General features: G+C 63.1%; 21 protein-coding genes and 1 pseudogene. 20 read left to right on the forward strand and 2 right to left on the reverse strand.

What is annotated here, in order from left to right:
* Positions 1-165: 165 nt before the first annotated feature.
* Both ACRC20_RS03655 and ACRC20_RS03660 read right to left on the reverse strand, forming a co-directional pair.
* Positions 166-1,392, reverse strand: coding sequence for a tyrosine-type recombinase/integrase (locus ACRC20_RS03655; protein ID WP_438684985.1), 1,227 nt, complete (start codon positions 1,390-1,392; stop codon positions 166-168).
* Positions 1,389-2,015 (reverse strand): helix-turn-helix domain-containing protein, encoded by a 627-nt coding sequence (locus ACRC20_RS03660; RefSeq protein WP_438684986.1) that lies wholly within the window; start codon positions 2,013-2,015, stop codon positions 1,389-1,391. The genes ACRC20_RS03655 and ACRC20_RS03660 overlap by 4 nt, the downstream gene beginning before the upstream one ends.
* Before the next feature lie 130 nt (positions 2,016-2,145).
* Between ACRC20_RS03660 and ACRC20_RS03665 the strand changes: the two genes are divergently transcribed.
* The 20 genes and pseudogenes from ACRC20_RS03665 to ACRC20_RS03760 form a co-directional block, all read left to right on the forward strand.
* Positions 2,146-2,370 (forward strand): helix-turn-helix transcriptional regulator, encoded by a 225-nt coding sequence (locus ACRC20_RS03665; RefSeq protein ID WP_438684987.1) that lies wholly within the window; start codon positions 2,146-2,148, stop codon positions 2,368-2,370.
* Between the two features lie 152 nt (positions 2,371-2,522).
* Positions 2,523-4,037 (forward strand): AAA family ATPase, encoded by a 1,515-nt coding sequence (locus ACRC20_RS03670; RefSeq protein ID WP_438684988.1) that lies wholly within the window; start codon positions 2,523-2,525, stop codon positions 4,035-4,037.
* Positions 4,038-4,177: 140 nt separating this feature from the next.
* Complete coding sequence (locus ACRC20_RS03675) at positions 4,178-4,960, forward strand: hypothetical protein (RefSeq protein WP_438684989.1); 783 nt, start codon at positions 4,178-4,180, stop codon at positions 4,958-4,960.
* 892 nt (positions 4,961-5,852) lie between these two features.
* Complete coding sequence (locus ACRC20_RS03680; RefSeq protein WP_438684990.1) at positions 5,853-6,200, forward strand: hypothetical protein; 348 nt, start codon at positions 5,853-5,855, stop codon at positions 6,198-6,200.
* Positions 6,197-7,186 (forward strand): hypothetical protein, encoded by a 990-nt coding sequence (locus tag ACRC20_RS03685; protein ID WP_438684991.1) that lies wholly within the window; start codon positions 6,197-6,199, stop codon positions 7,184-7,186. The genes ACRC20_RS03680 and ACRC20_RS03685 overlap by 4 nt, the downstream gene beginning before the upstream one ends.
* Positions 7,183-9,417, forward strand: coding sequence for a hypothetical protein (locus tag ACRC20_RS03690; RefSeq protein ID WP_438684992.1), 2,235 nt, complete (start codon positions 7,183-7,185; stop codon positions 9,415-9,417). Before ACRC20_RS03685 ends, ACRC20_RS03690 begins: the two co-directional genes overlap by 4 nt.
* A 17-nt stretch (positions 9,418-9,434) precedes the next feature.
* Positions 9,435-9,914 (forward strand): SAV_915 family protein, encoded by a 480-nt coding sequence (locus tag ACRC20_RS03695; protein WP_438684993.1) that lies wholly within the window; start codon positions 9,435-9,437, stop codon positions 9,912-9,914.
* Positions 9,901-10,197 carry a DUF6317 family protein gene (locus ACRC20_RS03700; RefSeq protein ID WP_438684994.1) on the forward strand — a complete coding sequence of 99 codons (297 nt, stop codon included), beginning with the start codon at positions 9,901-9,903 and terminating at the stop codon, positions 10,195-10,197. The genes ACRC20_RS03695 and ACRC20_RS03700 overlap by 14 nt, the downstream gene beginning before the upstream one ends.
* 40 nt (positions 10,198-10,237) lie before the next feature.
* Positions 10,238-11,068, forward strand: a complete 831-nt coding sequence (locus ACRC20_RS03705; RefSeq protein ID WP_438684995.1) for a hypothetical protein — start codon at positions 10,238-10,240, stop codon at positions 11,066-11,068.
* A complete protein-coding gene (locus ACRC20_RS03710; protein WP_438684996.1) occupies positions 11,065-11,475 on the forward strand; it encodes a hypothetical protein in 411 nt (136 codons plus the stop codon). The genes ACRC20_RS03705 and ACRC20_RS03710 overlap by 4 nt, the downstream gene beginning before the upstream one ends.
* 81 nt (positions 11,476-11,556) lie before the next feature.
* Positions 11,557-11,973: a hypothetical protein gene (locus tag ACRC20_RS03715; protein ID WP_438684997.1), complete on the forward strand. Its 417-nt coding sequence runs from the start codon at positions 11,557-11,559 to the stop codon at positions 11,971-11,973.
* Positions 11,970-12,710 (forward strand): hypothetical protein, encoded by a 741-nt coding sequence (locus ACRC20_RS03720; protein WP_438684998.1) that lies wholly within the window; start codon positions 11,970-11,972, stop codon positions 12,708-12,710. Before ACRC20_RS03715 ends, ACRC20_RS03720 begins: the two co-directional genes overlap by 4 nt.
* 38 nt (positions 12,711-12,748) lie before the next feature.
* Complete coding sequence (locus tag ACRC20_RS03725; protein WP_438684999.1) at positions 12,749-14,083, forward strand: WXG100 family type VII secretion target; 1,335 nt, start codon at positions 12,749-12,751, stop codon at positions 14,081-14,083.
* Positions 14,084-14,086: 3 nt separating this feature from the next.
* Positions 14,087-14,758, forward strand: a complete 672-nt coding sequence (locus ACRC20_RS03730) for a hypothetical protein (RefSeq protein ID WP_438685000.1) — start codon at positions 14,087-14,089, stop codon at positions 14,756-14,758.
* A 19-nt stretch (positions 14,759-14,777) separates the two neighbouring features.
* Positions 14,778-15,113 (forward strand): hypothetical protein, encoded by a 336-nt coding sequence (locus tag ACRC20_RS03735; RefSeq protein WP_438685001.1) that lies wholly within the window; start codon positions 14,778-14,780, stop codon positions 15,111-15,113.
* Positions 15,110-15,805 (forward strand): hypothetical protein, encoded by a 696-nt coding sequence (locus ACRC20_RS03740; protein WP_438685002.1) that lies wholly within the window; start codon positions 15,110-15,112, stop codon positions 15,803-15,805. Before ACRC20_RS03735 ends, ACRC20_RS03740 begins: the two co-directional genes overlap by 4 nt.
* Positions 15,806-16,220: 415 nt before the next feature.
* Positions 16,221-17,381: a DNA cytosine methyltransferase gene (locus ACRC20_RS03745; RefSeq protein WP_438685003.1), complete on the forward strand. Its 1,161-nt coding sequence runs from the start codon at positions 16,221-16,223 to the stop codon at positions 17,379-17,381.
* A gap of 157 nt (positions 17,382-17,538) precedes the next feature.
* Positions 17,539-18,264 carry a hypothetical protein gene (locus ACRC20_RS03750; RefSeq protein ID WP_438685004.1) on the forward strand — a complete coding sequence of 242 codons (726 nt, stop codon included), beginning with the start codon at positions 17,539-17,541 and terminating at the stop codon, positions 18,262-18,264.
* 156 nt (positions 18,265-18,420) lie between these two features.
* Positions 18,421-19,608, forward strand: coding sequence for a DNA sulfur modification protein DndB (locus tag ACRC20_RS03755; protein WP_438685005.1), 1,188 nt, complete (start codon positions 18,421-18,423; stop codon positions 19,606-19,608).
* Between the two features lie 258 nt (positions 19,609-19,866).
* A pseudogene (locus tag ACRC20_RS03760) lies at positions 19,867-20,012 on the forward strand (type I glutamate--ammonia ligase); the annotation flags it as partial.

Here is a 20,012-nt window from a genome sequence, read left to right on the forward strand (position 1 = left end):
ACCTCACCGAAGGCGGCGTGTTCACCCCCGACCTCATCGAGACCTGGATCAAGATCAAGCGCGAGCAGGAAATCGCCCCGGTCAACCTGCGCCCGCACCCGTACGAATTCCAGCTCTACTACGACGTGTAAGCCGGAAATATATCCTGACCTGCACCGGGGCGGCCTATTCGGCCGCCCCGGTATGCATTGGGTAGGCAGTGTCGCCAGAAGGGTTGATTCGCTCGCCCAGAATCGCGCTCATCGCGGTACGTGAAGACTCGTCCGCGTCGGGCCACAGGTGCCCGTAGACATCAAGAGTCGTCTTCGCGCTGGCATGGCGTACGCGCGCCTGCACGGTCTTGATGTCCGCCCCGCTCGCGATGAGCCACGACGCGTTGTAGTGGCGTAGGTCGTGGAACGTGAACGTCTCCGGCAGGTCGACCAGGCCCGACTCCCTCGCCTCGCGGATGGCCCGCTCGATCTGCCACGGCGGCACCGGCTCGCCAAGATCGTTGGTGACCAGATGCGTGTGACCTCCCGGCAGGATCGTTGTGGACAGCAGCATGACGAATTCTTCCGAGACCGGCACAGCCGTCGCGCTCGTCTCCGTTTTCAGCGGCTCGTTCTCCCATTGCCGCGCCGGATTGAAGATCCGTTTGATGAAGTCCATGTCCGTCCGCAACGCCCCGGATGCCTCGGCCACCCGCAGCCCGACGAAAGCGCCCAGGAGCACCGCCGTCTTGATGCTCCGGGGCACCGCGTCGTACAGGCCCCAAATCTGCTCCGTGGTCGACACGTAGCACTTCGCCTTGCCCATCGGCGGCGCGGTCTTGCGCGAACACGGATTGCGAGCGAGCACCCCGTCATGCACCGCATCGCCGAGGATCTGAGAGAGCCGCGAGTGCAGCGCGTAGACGTAGCTGTCGGCCAGTTTTTGCTTTTTCAAGTTGGCTAGCCACGCCTTGACGGCCGAGGGCCGCACCTCGTTCAACGGCTTCGCCTCGAAAGACTCTTTGATCTTGGCGATATGCGTCTTGGCGCTACGCACCGTGCCGCTCCGATGGATGCTGTAGCCCTCGATCCATTGATCGCACCACTTCCCCACCGTCATGCTCGCGACTTTCGGGTCGACATAGGTGCCCTGCACAAGGGTGGACATGATGCCGTCAAGCCACGCCTGCGCGTCCTTCTTCGTGTCGAACGCCCGCGTCTTCTGGTCGCCGTTGTCATTCACATAATTCGCCCGCCACTGCTTGCCCCTCCCGTGCCGCATCGTGGGCACCTTCTCCCACGTCTCTTTGCCCGTCTCAGGATCGATCTTGCGGACCTTCTTTTTCTTGAACCAGAGGTCTTCGACCCCGGAGCGGCGATTGCGGAGCTGCTTGTGCTTGTCGACATCGGCAGCGGTCACTGGTCGGCCTCCTCGGGAACCTTGCCGTGCGGGCCTGCCGCGATGCGGGCCCGTTCTTGGGCTTCGAGTTCGGAGCGCTCCTCGTCGGTGCCGACTTCGGCGAGCCTCTGCGCGGATCGTTTCATCATCTGGTCGAGGACGGGGGCGGTGTCGGCGAAGACTTGGAGCAGGTCCATAGCCGTGCAGCGCACTTCGCCGTAGAACTCCTCCACAAGGTCTTTGCGGACCTTTTCCGACTCGCTTCCGCGCCATTTATGCCAGTACGCGTCCTCCGCGTCGACGAAGGCCTTCATAGTGCCAGGGAAGGTTCGCAGCGCGAACACCGCCTCCTGCGCCTTGATATAAAGAGCGTCAAGCGCGCGCCGGGTTTTGACCAGTTGCATTTCGCCGGGGTCCGCCTCCCCCAGGAAGGCGTCCATACTCACCCCGATTGCGTCGGCCACATGCTTGGCCTCGGTGTATTTCAGCGTCCGTTGCCCTTTCTCCAATCGGAAGACGGTCTGCTGGGTGAACTGCTCCCCCCAGTAGTTGACCGCCGTCGCCAGATCCTCTTGGGTCATGTCCCGCGCCTCACGCAGCGCCTTGACCCGCAGCCCTATTTCGAAATCGTTGTTCTCGCTCACGCCGTCGACTGTACATCGAAATTCGTGTACGCGCCACTCATCGAACATTGTGTTACACTCATTCATAGCACGCACGTGCTAATGCCCGAGCGCCGGACAAACCCGGCACCGACACGAGAGGAACGACCAGATGCAACTGGCCGCAGAACACAACTACGAGGACTGCCTCAGCACGCGTGAGGTCGCCGCGCACTACCCGATAGCCGAAGCGACCTTGCGCTACTACCGGCACATGGGGGTAGGACCGCGCAGCTTCAAGCTCGGGCGGAAGGTCGTCTACCGCAAAGCGGACGTGGAGGCTTGGATAGCCCAGCAGGAGGCCGCCACCAGCCGGGGCGGCGTGATCGCCGCGTAAGAAGGAAGCCCGACCGCTCCTGCGCGGCCCTCTCGAAAGCTCTTCCTGGCAGGGATGACACGAGCGACCGAGGGGGCCGCAGAGGGCGGGCGATCCGACACGGACTAGCCGACCGCAGACATATTTCTCGAACCCCTAGAAAGAAGCTCCTTTTGACTGTATCACGGTCTGAACAGCGCCGTTCCCGATCCGACAGCCCCCGCCGCAAGCCCGAGCCGCCCCACGCCGAGACGGGCCGCAAGATCGTTTTGACGAAAGCCTCCGAGATCCGGCCCACGCGCGTGCGCTGGCTGGTTGACGACTGGATCGTGCTCGGGGGGTTGAACATCATTGGCGGCCGCGAAGGCATGGGCAAGTCAACCATCGCGGCGGATTTCGCCGCCAAGGCCACCCGAGGACTCTTGCAGGGCGAGCTGTACGGCCAGCCGCGCGACGTGCTCTACGGAGCGAGCGAGGACCTGCGCGCCATGACCATCGTCCCCCGGCTCATCGCCGCAGGGGCGGACATCGACCGAGTCATGTTCGTAGACATCCAGACCGAAGACTGCACCACCGGCCTGACCCTGCCCAACGACAACCACCTTTTGCGCGAGCGCGTCGAGGCCATCCAACCCGCGCTGTTGGTGCTGGACGCGGCGACCTCCTTCATGGCCTCGTGGATCGACGGGAAAGACGACCGGCAAGTGCGCCGGTACCTCGAACCCCTGGCGGCGCTGGCGCAGGACACCGGCTGCTCGATCCTGGGCGTCTGCCACTTCGGCAAACGCGAGAGCACCGACACCGGGAAGCTCATCATGGGCTCCATCGCCTGGTCCCAAGTCCCCCGCTCGGTCCTCGCGGTCGCCAAGAGCTGCGACGACGAAGACCAGATCGTGGTCGGCAACACTAAGGCCAACCTCACCAGGACCGCCAAGAATCTCGCCGCCCGGATCGAGTCCAGGCGCGTCCCCGCCGACGACGGGCACGCCGAGGTCGGCGCGGTCGTCTGGCTCGGAGAAACTGGTCTGAAAGTGGGCGACCTGCTGGGAGAGGCGATCACAGAGGGACGCAGCAAGATCGAGGAGGCCGCCATGTTCCTCACTGACCACCTCCTCGCGCACGGTCCCAAAGTGCCTAAACAAGACGCGATCAAAGCTGGGCACAAAGCGGGGTTTGCCGAACGCACCTTAGAGCGCGCCGCCAAGAAGGCCGGTGTCATTTCCGAGCACATCGGCTTCCCCAGAGTCGCCCACTGGTCCTTGCCCGACGAGCGCGGCGGAACAGGCGGAACTGAACTTGACCAGGAGCAACGTCCCGACAACGACACCGCAAGTGTTGGCGGAACTGAGCCCGACCAGCTGAAACAACTATTCGAGGATCTTTTCGAAGCGCGCGGCGAAACCGTTGGCGGAACTGATGACATTACCTCCGACCTGCGCGAACACTCGGAAAACCCGAAACCGACAGTCCAGTCCCGCCACACACCGAGTGTTGGCGGAACAGCGCAAGCCCGATCAGACGGGACCGACACGACTTGCCCCGGCTGCGGCCGCGAGCTCACCGGCAAGACGAAACGCTGCGTCTCCTGCGCCCTCGCGAAAGCCCGAGCCTCGAACGACAGCGACCCCGACGAAAGCACAGGGATCGCGACGGAACCGCGTCAGACGAGCGAGCGCGATGCAGCCTGACCTGATGCCGAGGAGGGAGGGGGCGTGAAAATCGCAAAAAGTTCGCCTGCTCGCGGCGGGCCGGTGGTAGTGAAGCTTTTCCCCCCGAGCCAGCCCCCCTCGCGCGCACGCGCGAGACACGCTGGTGCGATCATGGATATATGAGCATCTGGGGCCTGCTAACACAGGGCACAGCCCCGTGGTGGAGCACAGCTGTCACCACGCTTTGCGGCGGTGTCGGCGGCGCGATCATCGCTGGCCGCTTCGCCACGAAGAACGACACACGCAAAGCTGAACGCGAGCGCGCCCAAAGATTGAGTGACCTAACGCGAGATTTCACCCTTGAGCTAATTGCCACGAGGGACCGTGCGATTGTCTGGGAACAAGACATGAAACACGGCAAGTCGGACACTAGCCCGTCCGCTCGCGCCGCTAAGGCTTGGGAACTGCATTATCAGATCAACGATGCACTGAATAGACTCCTGCTGGTCGGGCCTCCAATAGTTCTTGATTCAGCAGTGAAGCTAGCCACCCTATCCGGCAAGTTCGTCAACCAGGTAAAAAACGATGAACTAGAAAAGTCCGACATCACGACCCTTCTTATTGAGGATCACTACGGAAAATTGCTAAATGCCGTGAGGACACACCAAGAGCTGCCCGAATACCCGCGCAATCGGAACGGCAAACTATCGTCAGAGGCAGAAGAGGATCTGGAAGAACTTTTTTCATTTTCTGATTCGATTAGAAAAGATGCCGCGTCCATTCTGCAAAATATATTGGAAAAATACGGCCCCGATGCGGAGGGGAAAGCGCGTACAAGTCTCAACTCTCTATTCTTTGATCGATCCCCAAAAAATAACCCCATCAAAGGTTTGACCGCACTTCTCGTCTTAAACAATGTGCTTGAAGAGAATTTTCCGAGCGATATTGAAAAATCAGATTGACAGGTTCAGATTAGCTCTTAGCCGCAATCCCGAACAATAACTTTATGGATAGAGCATGGGATTAGTCTTAGATGCGGTGAACGCAAGCGTCGCGAAGGCCTCGCATCTGATCCCACTGGACCGGCGCAGTGGAGAACGCCCGAGCCCTCGCGCGATTGATCGACTAGGCCGAGGAGGGCGCAAGAACACCCCGTTAGCGGCGGCAAACTCGCACAACTACGCGCCCAAGCCGACAGAATTATGTAGTGACTATGTAGCGAGCCAAACCCAAACCAGGGCGCCCACAGTGCCGAATTTTCCCAGATCAAGCGGCAATTCTAGCGCCGAAACACAGTCGATCCATACCCGGAATGTCACGTGACAAGTCCGATCCCTGTCACGTGACTGTCACGTGACAGATCCGATCCCCGTCACGTGACAGTCACGTGACAGATCCGATCCCCGTCACGTGACAAGCCCATCGTTCCCGCTCATGACCCGAACGCGTCGAGACCGAGCAGAAGGCCCGCGTCGAGCCATGCGCCCCGGAATGAGACAATCATCTCACTCCTTGATTTCGGGAATAATCCATAGCCGCCACGCCATTACCTGCGGCCCATTTTCAGGTCAATGTTATCCTTCCGTTATCTTGTGCGGTACGCGGCGGCGTTTTCGCGCGAACTCGGGCGACGCGGCCCCATGTCCTCCTGTTTCATAACATTTCGCACCCTTAGCGTTATTTATCCGTTATTTAATGATGGAATCGGAAGTCGCCGTGAACGGCTGATCGCAAGATCGACCGCTTGCCTAATCCGCAGGCCGGGGTACAGTTCCGGGCTATGACGACCTTCCGAGAGGCACCGGACGACCGACCCGCCGCTCACGTCTCGTCCCGTTATCAAGGAGGCGTGCGGTGAGCGACAGCCGCAGCGGCAACGACGTTCGGCTCGAACCGGAGGTCGCGAAGGCGAAATTGGCCGAGACCGGCGATGTCGCCGCGTATGTGAAGAAACGCGGTGTCGAGGGCCTGGCGCGGTGCGACGACCCGCCAGCGGGGTTGTCCGATCCCGCGTCGCTCGCGCTCGCGCGCCGCCAGCTCGCCGTACATGCTGTGCTCAAAGAGGCGTTCGAGAAGGAGGCCGACCGGCTCTCGGACCACGCTGACGAGATGATCGCCTCGGTTCAAAAGTACGTGAACGAGGACGCGGAGAGCGCCGAGGACGTGGAGCGGATCGCCCGCAGGCTCGGAGATAGCGCATGACCGCCTACAAACCGCGCGAGCCGTTTCCCGGCGTCGGCAAGGACTACAACGGCCCGCCGATGACGGCCGAGCTGTACAGGCGGCTTGAAGCGGAATGGTACCGGGAGCAGGACGCGGCGGCGTGGGAGGCCGAGCAGTCGGACGACTGGCGGCGCGGTCGCAGCGAGGGAAACGTGGCCGCCCATCGGCAACAGCGACTCCTCACGGCCCGGATCACGGACGCCGCGCAGCAAGTCCGTGGGCTCACCGTGGCGGCGACGAGCCAGCAGATCGGGGTGCGGTGCGAGACGGGCGGGGACGGCACCCCGAAACGGCTCGACCTCGGGCGGCAACTCGGGTCGCACGGCGGCGACACGCTCATTTGGGCGTGGTCGATGTGCGCCTACGGATACGACAAGCGGATCAGGGCTGTGCTCGAACTCTTGGCGGGGGTCGAGGACTTCGGCGCGAAGTTCGACGATGACAGGCTCACCCCGCCGTCAGCCACCAGCATGGCCGAGTCGAACGGCGCGAACAAGGAAGTGTTCGACCGGCTCATGACCGAGGCCGCAGTCGAGGGCCGATCCGGCGAAGGCGCTCGCCAGTCGCTCAGGAAGTACCCGAACCGGCACGTGATCCTGCCGTTCGTCGCCCGGTCCTCCCGGCACGGGGTGTTCACGATCCAACTAGACGGGACGCTGCTCCCGGTGGCCGTCGCCGTTCCAGGCTTCTCCGATGTGGAGAACGTGAAACTGTGCCAGCTCATGCGGCACCTCGGGCTCGTCGCGCGCCGCGAGCGCAAGACGATCATGGAGCGCGCCGTGAAAGGACTACAAGGGTTCGACGGGCTACGGCCCGGAGCGCCCGACACAGCGGGCCTGCTCACAGCCCCGGAAACCTCCGACTGGCCGTTGGAGGACGAGGCGGCGCGGGATCTCCGCGAGCGGTGGCTGTCGGACTTGAAACTAGAGATCAACCGGAACGAGCACGGGGGCAACCCGGTATGAGCAGCGACCCGAAGAGCATCGTCAAACCCACCAACGAGCACGCCGAGAAGATCCTGGGCACGAATTGGGCCGAGGACCGCCCCGAACGCCTCGCCCGCAACAGCGCGCACCTTCACGAGCTGCATGACGCGGTGCTCTCCAAGATCGAAGAGTTGGAGCACCAGCACAACCAGCTCCACGAGCTTTTAGACTCCGAAGGGCTCAGAGCGGGCCAGCGCCGCCACGCCCAACGCGTCGAGGCGCACGGATTGCTCGCCGCAGCGGTGAAAGCCGAGTCAGTCGGAGACTTCGAGCGCGCCGTGCTCCTGCACAAGCTCCAAACAGACCTTGACGAGATCGTGCTCGTCGCCGAAGCTCTCCTCGCCGCCGACGACGCGCTGAATGGGGCACTCGGCGCGACGGAAAACCGGCACAGGATTCTCGAGGCCGCCCGACTCGAAGTGAAGCAGCGGATCGAGACGTTCGAGCAAGACCCCCTTATAGCCGTCCCCGACTACCCCTTCGACCCACCGGACATCGACACGCGGCCCGAACCGGCCAGACGGGAACACGCCCCGGAGCCCGCGCACCAAGCGAAGCCCACGAAGACCGAATCCGGGCCATCGGAGGACCAGGCCGAGCAGGCCGCCGCTCTTTCGCCCGCTGTCGGCCAGGCCGAGCACAGCGGAGCCGGAATCGCGCACGAGCATTCCGACCCGTTCGCGCTGCACGCCGCAGCATGGCCCGAGCAATCCGCGCACAGCGCGCCAGAGACCCCCGCCGCCGCGCCAGACGAGAGCCCACATGCCGACCCGGCGCATGCCCACCCCCAATCCGCGGTGCCTGAATTCGGGGCAAACGCCGTCCATTCCGAGGCCCACAGCGGTGAAGCTGGCGGACACACCGAGGCCCAAAGCGCTCCCGCCCCGGCCGATACCGGCCACTCCGGGGCGACGACGGCGCAGAGCGCGTCGGACGGCGGCGGCCCCGATGTGGTGGACGTGGAATACACCGACACCGCGACGCAAGCCGGGGCCGCGCAAATCGCCATGAGCACCAGCCTCGCCTTCAAAGACACGGATTACCGCCCGCCGTCCACTCAGCGGGTGCGCGACGAACGGTTCGGCGACCTGCCCGCCGCGCCCGCGCCCGCCACCGACCCCGAATCGGTGGTCACCGCCTTATGCCAGCTCTCCGCGCCACTCGTGAGGAACCAACCGAGCTGCCTCGCACAGGAAGACGCGCCGATAGAGGTCTGCGTGCTCGTGGAGGAGAACGACGACGGGGAGACCGTGTACCGCTTCCACACGAACGCGGGATTCGGAGTGAACCCGCCAGGAGTGCAGATACCCGACATTTGCGAGCCCGGCTTCGAGACCTCCGTCGGCCTCGTCCTGACCAGCCCCACAGGACAACGCGCCTCCGTCCTGCACGCGACGGTCGGGGTCCTCAGCGCCGCCGAAGTCGCGGTGCGCGACTTCCAGTTCCGCCAAGAGCACGACAAACGCGAGGGCAAACGCCGCGCCCTGATCGGCATCGGGAGCACCGGCCCGATCCTCACCGAGGTCCGCCGATCCGCCGTGGGCACTATGAACCACGTGATCGGGGAACCGCCGCCCTCCCCCTTCTTCGTGGACGGCGACGAGCTCGCGGACGCGAAGCCCAACGCCGACCCCGCCATGCTCGCCGCGCACCACCCCCTCTACCGCGCCGCCGAGGGCTTGAACCCCTACCGGGGCACCGACCGGCTCGCGCAAAAGCTCGACCGCGCCGTGCGCTGGTGGGACGCGAGGACCGTCGCAGATCACACGGGGCGCGAGAGCTGGCACGTCCAGATCGAATTCGCCGCCAAACTCGTGGACGACATCTGCGTCGCCGCCGAAGTCAGGGATCGGCCCGGCGTGCAAGACGCGTTGCGCGCGATAGACGATTGGCGGCAGCCGAACCAACACGCCCTCACAGCAGACCTCGCCGCATGGCTGCCGCCGCTATGGGAGGCGGTGCGTCGCGAGCACGGCAAGAAGCTGTGGGACCGCGCCCCGTTCGACATCATCCGCCCCTACCGCGCCGTGCTCGCTCGATGGGCTTTCGCCGCCCTGCTCGCTGAGTATGAGCGCGGATGGAGCCGCGCGGAGAGCGATCCCTACTGGCTGCACACCATCTGCTACCTGCATTTGAAGGCGCATAACGACCAGATCGGGAAGCTTGACGAACGTATCCCCGACTACCCCGACGACATCTACGCCAATTGAGAGAGGAGAGAGGACCGATGGTCAAAGACGCCTGGAACGACACCATCCGAGATTTCGGAGCACAAAGCGAAGAAGAAACCAGCCCCCGGAGCCCTAGCCAGAGCGACGGGTGCTGCGGAGACTTCAACGAAGAGGATTACCTCGATTCTTTGCCCGCCCTGCCAACAGGGCTAGTAGAGCCAGACTCAGTGCCTGGCTTCGTCTACACGCCCGCGTTCCCAGTCAAAGCGGACGACGGGTTCGCGACGTTGATCGACTGGGATGCCGGATATCACGAGGAGTTAGAGGCACTTCCCGTGTTCAGCAGCATCACCGCCTTACGGTCCCAGCTTGGCGAGTATCAGCCGTGGGCGCTCGTCGCCCTGGACGACGTGCGGACCCACGCCGCGTCGCGGGGCATCGCCACGATCATGCTCAATCCCCCGGAGGGGACTTTCCCAATCCGCTGGACCGAAGAGCACTGGAACGGATGGAAGGAACATCATGGCATCGGATAGCCGAGTCGAATTCTCAGAACTCAAACAACTCGCCGCGAAAATCCACGCGGGGCCATCGAACCTCGTATCCTTCCTTGGCGACCTCGCCCCCGCGCCGCCCGGTTCGGGATGCCCGAGCCTTGACGCGCAATTACAGCGAGTCGTGGAACTGATCGGCGAGCAGCACGCCGCCACCGTCGCCCATCTGACTGGGCACGCGTCGAAAGTGCAAGAGTCCGCCGAAGCCTACGAGGCGCAAGAGCACGCCAACGCCCGCAGCCTCACATTGGGGCGCGAGGCATGACCCGAACTAGGAAACCATTGCGACCAATAGGAGGGCACGAGTGAGCACATCGTGGATCGGCGGCGACATCGCAGGACTCAGCGCCATGTCCCAAGCCATGCAGACCGGATCGGCCGCGTACAGCCAAGAGCTATCCCAGCTCGACACCCACGTCGCGGCAACCGCCCACGGCGGCGTGTGGGACGGGCAGGGCGGTGAGCAGATGCGCGCCGCATGGACGAGCGCCCGACCAGTGGCGGGCAAACCGGGCGAACTCGCGGCCCAAACAAGCGGCATCATCGGAGAGCTGTCCGACAAACTGACTGGCTTGGAGAGCAAGCTATACAACCACGCCGAGGCCTACAGCCGCCAAGGCGTCGAAATCGACGGAACAGGCCGCCCGAAGGCGCTTATCATCTCCGGCATGGGCTCGATCCCCCACGCCGCCCAGGCACGCGCCGAGGCGACCGCCGCCTACGCTCGCGACCGCAGCAGCATCCTCGAACAGGCGCAACAGCACCGCGACGAGGCAGCCGCGAAACTCAGCAAACTCACCGGAACCCCGCTCCAAGAGAAACCATCGGGCGAAGTGCCAGTCAACGCGCTGATCGGCGCACATGAGGGTATGTGGGACGATTTGTGGGACGGCGCGAAATGCGCAGGCGCGATCATCTTCGCGATAGGCAGCGCTGTGATACCCGCAGCCAAGATCCTCAAAATCAAAAAGTTGATCGAGGGACTGGGAGGAGTGCGGAAAGCCGTCGACCTCCTCTTCGTCGCCGGTACGTCCGAAGAAAAAGCCGCCGCACTCGGGGAGGCGGGCGAACTTGTCAAAAATCTTGGCATGGAACTGCTTGGCATCACCGCCGTGAAAGTTGCGTGCGGGCTATGACACAAGACGAACCCACACGGGAACAGATGCGGGCCAAGCTCGACGCGGCACTACCGAAATACGACGACAACGGCATCGGCCCTATAGCGCCAGGACCACGGATCATGTGGAAGATCGGTTTCTTCATCTCCTGCTTCGCCGTCCTGTTGGTGCCCTTCGCGTTGTTCGACGAAACCAGGCAACTCTTTCAAGGGCGCACGGGCGCGTGGAACATCGTGAACGCCCTCGGCTGGTATTGCCTGTACCTCCTTGCCTTAGAGCAAGTGGTCGAAGGTGTCATCAACAAGCTCTGGCGGCGGGACCGCCTACCGCGCATGGTGAGCAACAGGCGGACCTGGAAGATTCGCTACGGTGTCTTCGCCGCTGTCACGGTCGTTGTGATCGTATTGGCATGGTGGCTGCGATGAGCGGGGCGATATGACAAGCGCCATACTGAGCAGAGCGAACCGACAACAACCGGCCATGCCGAAACGAGGAGCACACAGCCGATGAGCGGCAGAGACCCCGATTTCAGGATCACCGAAGCAGATAAGACCCACATCCGCAACGCCTTCGAGGCCCTACTCAGCAAACTTAAGGGTCCGCGTAGAGATCAGGCCAAGGATCTCGCGACGCTGCCGTGGATGGGCGACGGATTCGGGGCGTGTCCGGACGGCGAGCACCTGCTCACCACCGCCAAAACCAGCGGGACGAAAGCCGAGAAATACGTCCACGATCTCACGAACGCTATCGAGAAATTCCGTGATGCAACGTTCGAGGTGTGGGCGGCATACGAACGGACGGATGAGGGCTCAGGCGAAGCCATCACCCAAGCTCTCGCCAAACTCGACGCTGCGGAAAAACTGGTGCCGCGCGGCTTCGCCACCACGATTTCCAGCCGCGCGCACATCGTGGGGTTCGAATGATGAAACTTATAGCCCCTCGTCGTTCTGTCGCGCTGCTCGTGGCGGCGGGGCTGGTGCTCGCCGGATGCGACCGGGGCAAGCTCAACCCGAGCGTGCCCAGCAGTGTAGGGGGCTCTTCGAACGCAGCGAGCACGACACCGACAGTCCCGCAGGATGCGATCACGTGGGAGGCGGCGGGCAACCCGTTGAAGGTGCTCAAAATCGGAGACTCGGCCACCTACACCGTCGCGGGCCTCACCATCACAATCCGAATCAATAGCTTCCAGCCCGCCCCCGACTATCCTAAGATTCTGGACGAGGAAAGCGGCACGAACGACAATTGCGGCTCGTACTGGCTCGCCGCGCTGACCACGACCTTCTCCGCGAAAAACCTCACCTGGAAGGATTGGACACTCACGCCCGTGTCCGCACTCCATGCGAGATACGGCGACCCGAAGATCAACGATTCGACCAACCCCGATCACGGTTATATCCAAGGGTACGACAGTACGCACGAGCCGGATGCCGAACCGGATGCCGCGCTGAAAGTGAAGACCGATCGCTTCGGCAAGACCGACTTCCCCTCGGTTACGTTCAACTCGAAAGCATACTTTGCCAACTGCGACGACCATCCCAACGATCAAGGGAAACATGAGGTGAGCACAAAGCCTCCGGTCGGATTGGAATGGAGTGTCTGGGCTCCTCGCGACCTCGACCCGCGAGCTTTCGGCAAGATCGCCGTGCTTTGGCGGCTTTGACCAGCGATCACCACTGATTTTCGAGAGGAGTCCCTAGCATGGGGCAGAAGGATTTCCCGCCGACCGCGCGGTCGGACTGGGGACAGAACATCGGCATCGGCGGCAGTCTCAAACCGGAGCTGGTCGAGCAGGCCAGCAAGAAGTGGGGCCAGCTCGGGGAGGACATCGCCCAAGATTTGAGCGACTTCTACCAATCAGTCGCAGGCGGTCAGCATGAGTGGCGGGGCAAGGGCTTCGACGCGTTCTACGGCGAGGCGGGGCGCGTCTACGAATCGGGGCGCGATCACGGCAAGACCTCGATGGACACCTACGCGCAGACGCTCGCGGACCATTCCTCCGACACAGCGCAGGCGAAGAGCACGGTGGCGAACAACTCGTCGTGCGAGTGGGGGCAGGACGACGGGCCAGCGGCCGAGGCCGCCGCGAACGCATTGCAGGCCATGTACCGCCCGCCCGGCGAGAACGCGTTCCAAGAGATACCGGACTTCCAGTCTCCCTCGGCTGTCGACGGCTCCGGGTTGGGCGGCGGCGGCCCGAGCGGTGCAGGCGGCAGCGGTGGTGGTTCTGGTGGCGGCGCTTCCGGCGGTGGCGCTCCGAGCGGAGACGCTGGCGGAACAGCCGACCGGAATCCAAGCGTGGGCAGCGGTGGCGACGGGGAGTACGCGCCGAGGAGCTACAGCGGCGATGGTGGGCAAGGATCGTCGGGCGACGACAAGGGGGGCGCGCAGGGCGGTTCGCCCTCTGGCGGTGAGGGCGCTGGCGGCGGCTCTCCCTCAGGCCAAGGCGGCGGCCCCGCTGGCGGTGGCCCTCCTCCTGGCGGGCCTTCCCCTTCGACGGGCGCGCAGGGTTCGCCGTTCGACTCGTCCGCATACGATCCCTCATCGCCTGCCGGGTTATCTGGCGGCATCGACTCGTCGGGCGCGGGTGGGGGTTTCGTCGGAGGCGTGGGCGGCGGGTTCGGAGGCGGCGACCGTGAGCGCACGCTGAGCCAGAAGCCGAGCGCCGTTGCAGCACGCGGGACAGAGGTTCGGATCAGCGCGCCGAAAGTGCCGAACCTGCCCAGTGGCATGGGCGCGATGCCCGGTGGCGGTATGGCCCCCGGCGCGGCGGGCAAGCGGGACGACAAGGAGCGCAAAACCCCCTCATACCTGGTGAACGCGGAGCACGGGCAAGCTATGTTGGGCGATGCGCTACCCATTGTGAACGCCCCCGTCATGGGCGAGCTGACCAAGGCCGAGCTCCAAGAGATGCAGGAGGCCTCGAAAGGGCAATCGCCGGAGAAGGAGCAGCCCGCAAAGGCCAAGTCCGGGGCCGCTCCTCCCCCGCCCCCGCCTGGCGCTCCCACCGCGCGGGGCAAAGCGGGCCAGCCCTGACGCATGTCGGCCGACGACCCGATCCGGGGGTTCTCCGCTTCGCTCGCTGCGGCGCGTCGTGCCGCCCAGGAGGCCCGCGCGCAAGCAGAGTTCGTGCTCCGCGACATCTCGGCGGCGCAGGGGCTCGATGATCGGGAAGTGGTGACGGTGACCATCGACGCGGGCTGCCACATCGCGGACGTGTCCCTCGCGCCGCGTTGGCGGCTCGCGCGGGAGCCGGAAGAGCTGGACGACGCGATAGAGCAGGGACACGAGGCCGCACGCGAGGCGCAGGACGCGGCACTCTCGAGGCTCGTGTATGAGGCGATGGCACGCGGAGAGCAGCCCGAACCGAGGCCGTTGCCATGGGGGCTAGACGACGTGTTCGGCCCGCCGACCCGCACACTAACGGGGTTGGTGGGAGACTTCCTCGACCACCAGGCGCGCGACTCGGGCGGCTCGGAGTTCGGGAAGAACGAGGCGGCGACAGTGACTGTGGAGGCGAACCAGCGCGGATTCGTGTCCTGCGGCGTCGATCCGCGCTGGGCCGACGAATGCGAGAACTGGGAGATCACAGGCGGCGTGGTGGAAGCGTCCGACAGCGCGCGGGAACTGGTGGAACAGGAAGCGGCGAAGCCAAACGCCGCGTTGGACATCGCGTATGACGCAGTGCGGATCATCTGGCAATGCGAATGAGGGAAGGGGACCAGAGCCATTGAGCAGCACTGACCACGGGCCGAGCGTGACTATCGCGGACCTGCGCGCCGACGCTCAGACATGGCGGGAGCGCGGCGCGACCCTCGCGGGACTCGCGCAGTCGATCCGGGCTGTAGCCCTGGACTCCGACCGGCTCGGCGTGTTCGCCCTCGTGGGCCAGACGCACAACAGCCTCGCGGAACAACTCTCCCAGCAATGCGCCGCGAGCAGCACGGCAGCCGAATGCCTCAGCACCGACCTCACGCAAGCGGCGGACACGTACGAGCACGCGGAGGAAGAATCTGCTCGCGGCCTGCACGGGACCGGCCAGCAGATCGAGAGGGGCAATCCGTGACAGCGCACATCCAAGCACCGGAACCCGCAGCCGCCCAGACCGTCGCAGAGCGCTACGCACGAAGCGCGGAGGCATGGCGCGCGCTCCCCTCCGTCTTCGACCAGGCGATGGCCGAAGCGCTCAGCGCTACTGATGTCGAATGGACGCGGGAGAAAGCGCGAGAGCTTCACGCGAGCCTGGCTATCCTGCTCTCCGCTCAACAGGGCGTGCTCGACAACTTCGCCGAGAGCGCGTCCGCCCTGCCCCAACTCTCCGCGAGCGCACAGATTTGGCCCCAGACCAGCACCACCGCTGACAGCATCAAAACAACAGGGACGTTGCGGGCCGCAAGCTCATGGCGAGGGGACGCGGGCAACAGCTACACGACAGCGGCCCACGAACAATCCGGCACGGCAGACCGTATCGCGAACTCGGCCGACGCCATCGCCGCAATTCTCGGCAAGCTCGCCGCAGCCGGGACCGCGTACGCCATCGCCGCAGCTGTGACCACTGAGAAGACCACAGCCGAACTGACCGACCACGCCGCCGCCCTCGCGGCAGGGCACGGGACACTACGAACCCTCGGCCATGCCCTCCGCACAGCCGCCGCCGCAAGCGAACTCATCACCGACGCCGCAGACCATCTCCTGCGCGCTATCCAATCCAACGGGGCCAGACTCGCGAGCCTGAACGAAACACCACCGCAAGCATGAGGCATCTTGTCCGCCGTTCCTCCCTGGCCTATGCGCCCGGAGCGTAAGCCCCGGTATGCAGCGGGTAGGCAGCAAAGGGAAAAACAACTATTAGAACAAATGTTCACATATATACAAAAGTCCTCGTCCGACTACGTGTTTACATCGAGCCAAGATCGCCAAAAATCGCAAACATGCAGGTAGACATACCAGCTCTACTACGACGTGTAAGCCGGAACGACGCGTGTGGCCCGCCCCTGCAGGGGCGGGCCACACGCGTCGTCGGGCACTCCATCGCGGCGAACACCATACTTCCAGCGCCTCAGGCATCCACATGCGCTCCATATATTCCTGTCGTACACGTGTTCTAGTATCAAGAGTGCGCCACGCTTACGCGCCAAATGCCACGGCGCCAGCTAGTCTGAGTAGGAGTCATATGGTCACGCAATTGTCAGCAGTCGGGCTTTTCGCCGGCATCGGTGGAATCGAGCAGGGGCTCGCCCAGGCCGGCATTCGCTCCGAGCTCCTCTGCGAGATCGACAGCGGAGCGGTCGCCGTGCTTCGGCGACACATGCCCGAAGTGCCCCTTGCGCCCGATGTGCAGACGATCGAGTCCATCCCCAAGGTCGATGTCGTCGCGGCAGGGTTTCCTTGCCAGGACCTCTCCCAGGCCGGACGGACAGCTGGAATCACCGGAGCGCGCAGCGGACTGGTCGAACATGTCTTCAGGCTCGTGCGCAAACCTGCCAATGGGCCAAAATGGCTCCTGCTGGAGAATGTGCCGTTCATGTTGCAGCTCGACCGGGGAAAGGCGATGCGTTACCTCACAACCACGCTTGAGGAACTCGGCTTCACATGGGCCTATCGAGTCGTGGACACCCGAGCATTCGGACTTCCGCAACGACGGCTGCGTGTCGTGCTCCTCGCCTCGCGCACCGAAGATCCACGCGCAGTCCTCTTTGCGGACAATGCAACCCCTAGGGAGCCCGCCGATCCCGCGAAGCACGCCTGTGGCTTCTACTGGACGGAAGGCACCCGCGGGCTCGGCTGGGCCGTCAACGCCGTGCCCACGCTGAAGGCCGGGAGCACGATCGGAATTGCCAGCCCCCCCGCGATCCGCCTCATCAAGGATCGCAGCCTCGTAACCCCCAGCATCGAAGACGCCGAGCGGCTCCAAGGATTTCCCGCCGGGTGGACAGCCCCATCTGTCGAGGACGCCCGCACCCGCAAGGGGCACCGCTGGAAACTCGTCGGCAACGCCGTGAGCGTGCCCATGGCCAAGTGGGTTGGCACCCGCCTTGTCGCTCCGGCCGATCACGACCCCACCCGAGATACCCCCCTGCCCAGTGGCGCCATCTGGCCAGATGCCGCTTGGGGCTCCAACGGATCAGCTTCCCGCGTCGATCTGACACAGTGGCCGGTGCGGCAAAGCTACCAACATTTAGAGAAGTTCATCCAAGCGCCAAAGCCCCTCTCCTTCCGGGCGACAGCAGGCTTCTTGAAACGCGCGGAGAACAGCAGCCTCCGATTCGCCGACGGCTTCCTCGCCGACGTACGGACGCACTTAACCAGGATTGAAGCGTCTCAGGCAGTCTGAGACCACGAGCGAAACGAGGAAAACATTGGACGGGCCGTCAATCATTGCCCGTACGCTCTCGCGGCCTGCGGTCTCGGATAGTCACGGCAACATCTGGCAGTACCACTCAAGATCAGACCGGCACTCCAAGGTGGCCTGCTGGGCAATCTTATTTGACATGCTGCAGCGCAGCGAGGCGCTACGTCGACACGTGACGAACGGAAACGTAGTGCTCGGTGTCAACCACCCGATGCGGGACCCCGAGCTGGACAGCACGATGAAACTCGACCTGGTCATTGCCACTCGCAGCTCCGCACCATCGCGCGCACACATCAGAACAACCCTCGCGGACCTGGCTATACGCTGGTCAATACGGCTATCGGAGAAGCAACAACAAACGCTGGCAGACTTGCCGCAGTTTGCCGCAGGGCCAGCTGAGGTAGTGCTCGTTTCACTCGAGGCGAAGGCTTGCATGACAGCGCACATCAAGGCACTGCCTCGACTGCACTCCGAGCTCACCTCGTCCCATGCCATAACGCACGCGAATACCGACAGCACCCTCGCAGTGGGCCTCACCATCGTGAACGCTGCATCGACGTTCGTCAGCCCAGACCTCAACAAGTTCAACCTGCAAGAACACGCTCCAGATGTGTCCCCACTCTCCCAGCCGCATTGGACTGAACGCGTAGTCGAAAAGCTTGAGAAACTGCCTCGCAAGACAAGGCCGTCCGCAAAGGGCTTCGATGCCTTCGGAATCGTCGTTGTCGATATGCACAACGACGGCTCTCCGGTCAGCATCGTGAAACAGCATCCAGCCCCACAACCTGGCGATATGTGCCATTACGACCAGATGGTCACCCAGCTCGCCCACGCCTATCGCGTCTCATTCGGCCACATCGCCTAACCCTGGGAATCTGAGGAAGACCCCTTAGAGTCAACATCTAGCCTGAGGTGTGTTGTTTTTTGGCACGCGAGGTGGTACGCTAATCTCGTACTAGAAGATGCACCGCAGAGAACGGACCACCTCCGATCTCGAGCGGATCGAGCCCTAGGAGCTGACGTGACCCTCCCCCTTTCTCCCTTGTCAACTTTCCAGACCGCACTAGACCTCTCGGCCGGGTACTACGTCAAGGGGATCCCCTTGTCAGAGAAGTGCTTCCTCGCTACCACTCATTTCGACCAGGTCAGAGTGATCACCCGCAACCCCAAACACTTCAAGCCAGGTGCGAAACTCAGCCCTTTCGACTCCGACGAACTGGAGAGAGAGCGGACCATCCACGAGCTGATCCAACGCGCCTTGGTTGGCAACAAGGCTAAAAACGTTCCATCCTACCGGCAATACATCGAATCAGTAGCCCTTGGCGGGGTCGGCATCCTGCCGCCAATCCACCTTTGGTCCGAAGACGGCCTACGACCCGTTCTGCATGATGGTATACATTATCTCCTTGTCCCCAATGGAGAACATTTGTTGGCCATCGACGGCGAAACCCAACTGGCTGCCCATTGGGAACTTGGCGAGCACCCGGCAACCCCTGAGATTCGCAAAGCTCACCGCGATTTCCCGCTCGCTTGCGTCATCCATCATGGAGTCCCCGTCATTACAGCAAGACAGTACTTCCACGACCTAAACGTCTTGGCGGTTCGCCCGAACACCAGCCTTGGACTCTCAATGGATGCAAAAGATCCCGTTATGCAGGTCGTCTCAGATGTCGAGGCAGCCGTCAAAGTACTACAGCACGGAGTAGAAAAACAAGCGCGTCAGCTTAAGAAGAACGATCACAAAATCGTCACCTTACAAGCGCTCCGACAAATGGTCGTCAACATTGCGAAAGGGATTAGCGGCGTACAATACGGCGCTCGTCCAGCCCCAATAGACGAAGCCGTAATTCCGGACCTCAAAGAGGTATCCATCAAATGGATCGAGAGATATTTCAATGAGTTTCTCAGCGAAATAACGTATCGCGAAAAGTATCTCGCGGGAACAGGCTCCGTGCTCGCGTCGGTTGGCGCAATGGGCGAAATCCTCTTGCGACAAAGCCCCGACGAGCGTGCTGAAACTCAGGATCGACTGATCACAATGCTACGTGAAGTCAACTGGGAGAAAGGCGAGCACTGGATCGGCATAGCGGGCAACTTCACCCCAACTGGAGTGTTCTCCGTGAAGGGCACCAAAGAAGTTGCTTACGCCGTCTATAACGCACTCACCGATCCAGAGAACAGCAGCTACCGGCGAGTGCGCTCCCACTAGCCGGGCATGCGTTGACCTACGAGACGATGGGACTTCAGATGGGCGTGCAAACGACAGTGCTTGTCGCACTTGGCCTCGCGGCTCTAACTGCAGTCGCCAGAGCTATCGTCATCCTCGCCTCCCTACGTGTAGTCCGGCACCTCAGTTCCGACTGCAGTAGCGCGGAACGCACAAGAATCTGCACCATTCTAGTGAAATCCCTCAGCGGAAACCCAGACAAACTTTTAGACTTAATAGCAGCGCTACGTGGCCCACGTGCCCCGTAAGGCCTCGAACATCCCCCAGGCCCCGACCAACCTCGCAGTGGTCATCGACCGGCTGGAGCAGGACCACAGCTACCTCACCGAAGGCGGCGTGTTCACCCCCGACCTCATCGAGACCTGGATCAAGATCAAGCGCGAGCA

Source organism: Segniliparus sp. (genome assembly GCF_051660745.1).
Lineage (GTDB): Bacteria > Actinomycetota > Actinomycetes > Mycobacteriales > Mycobacteriaceae > Segniliparus.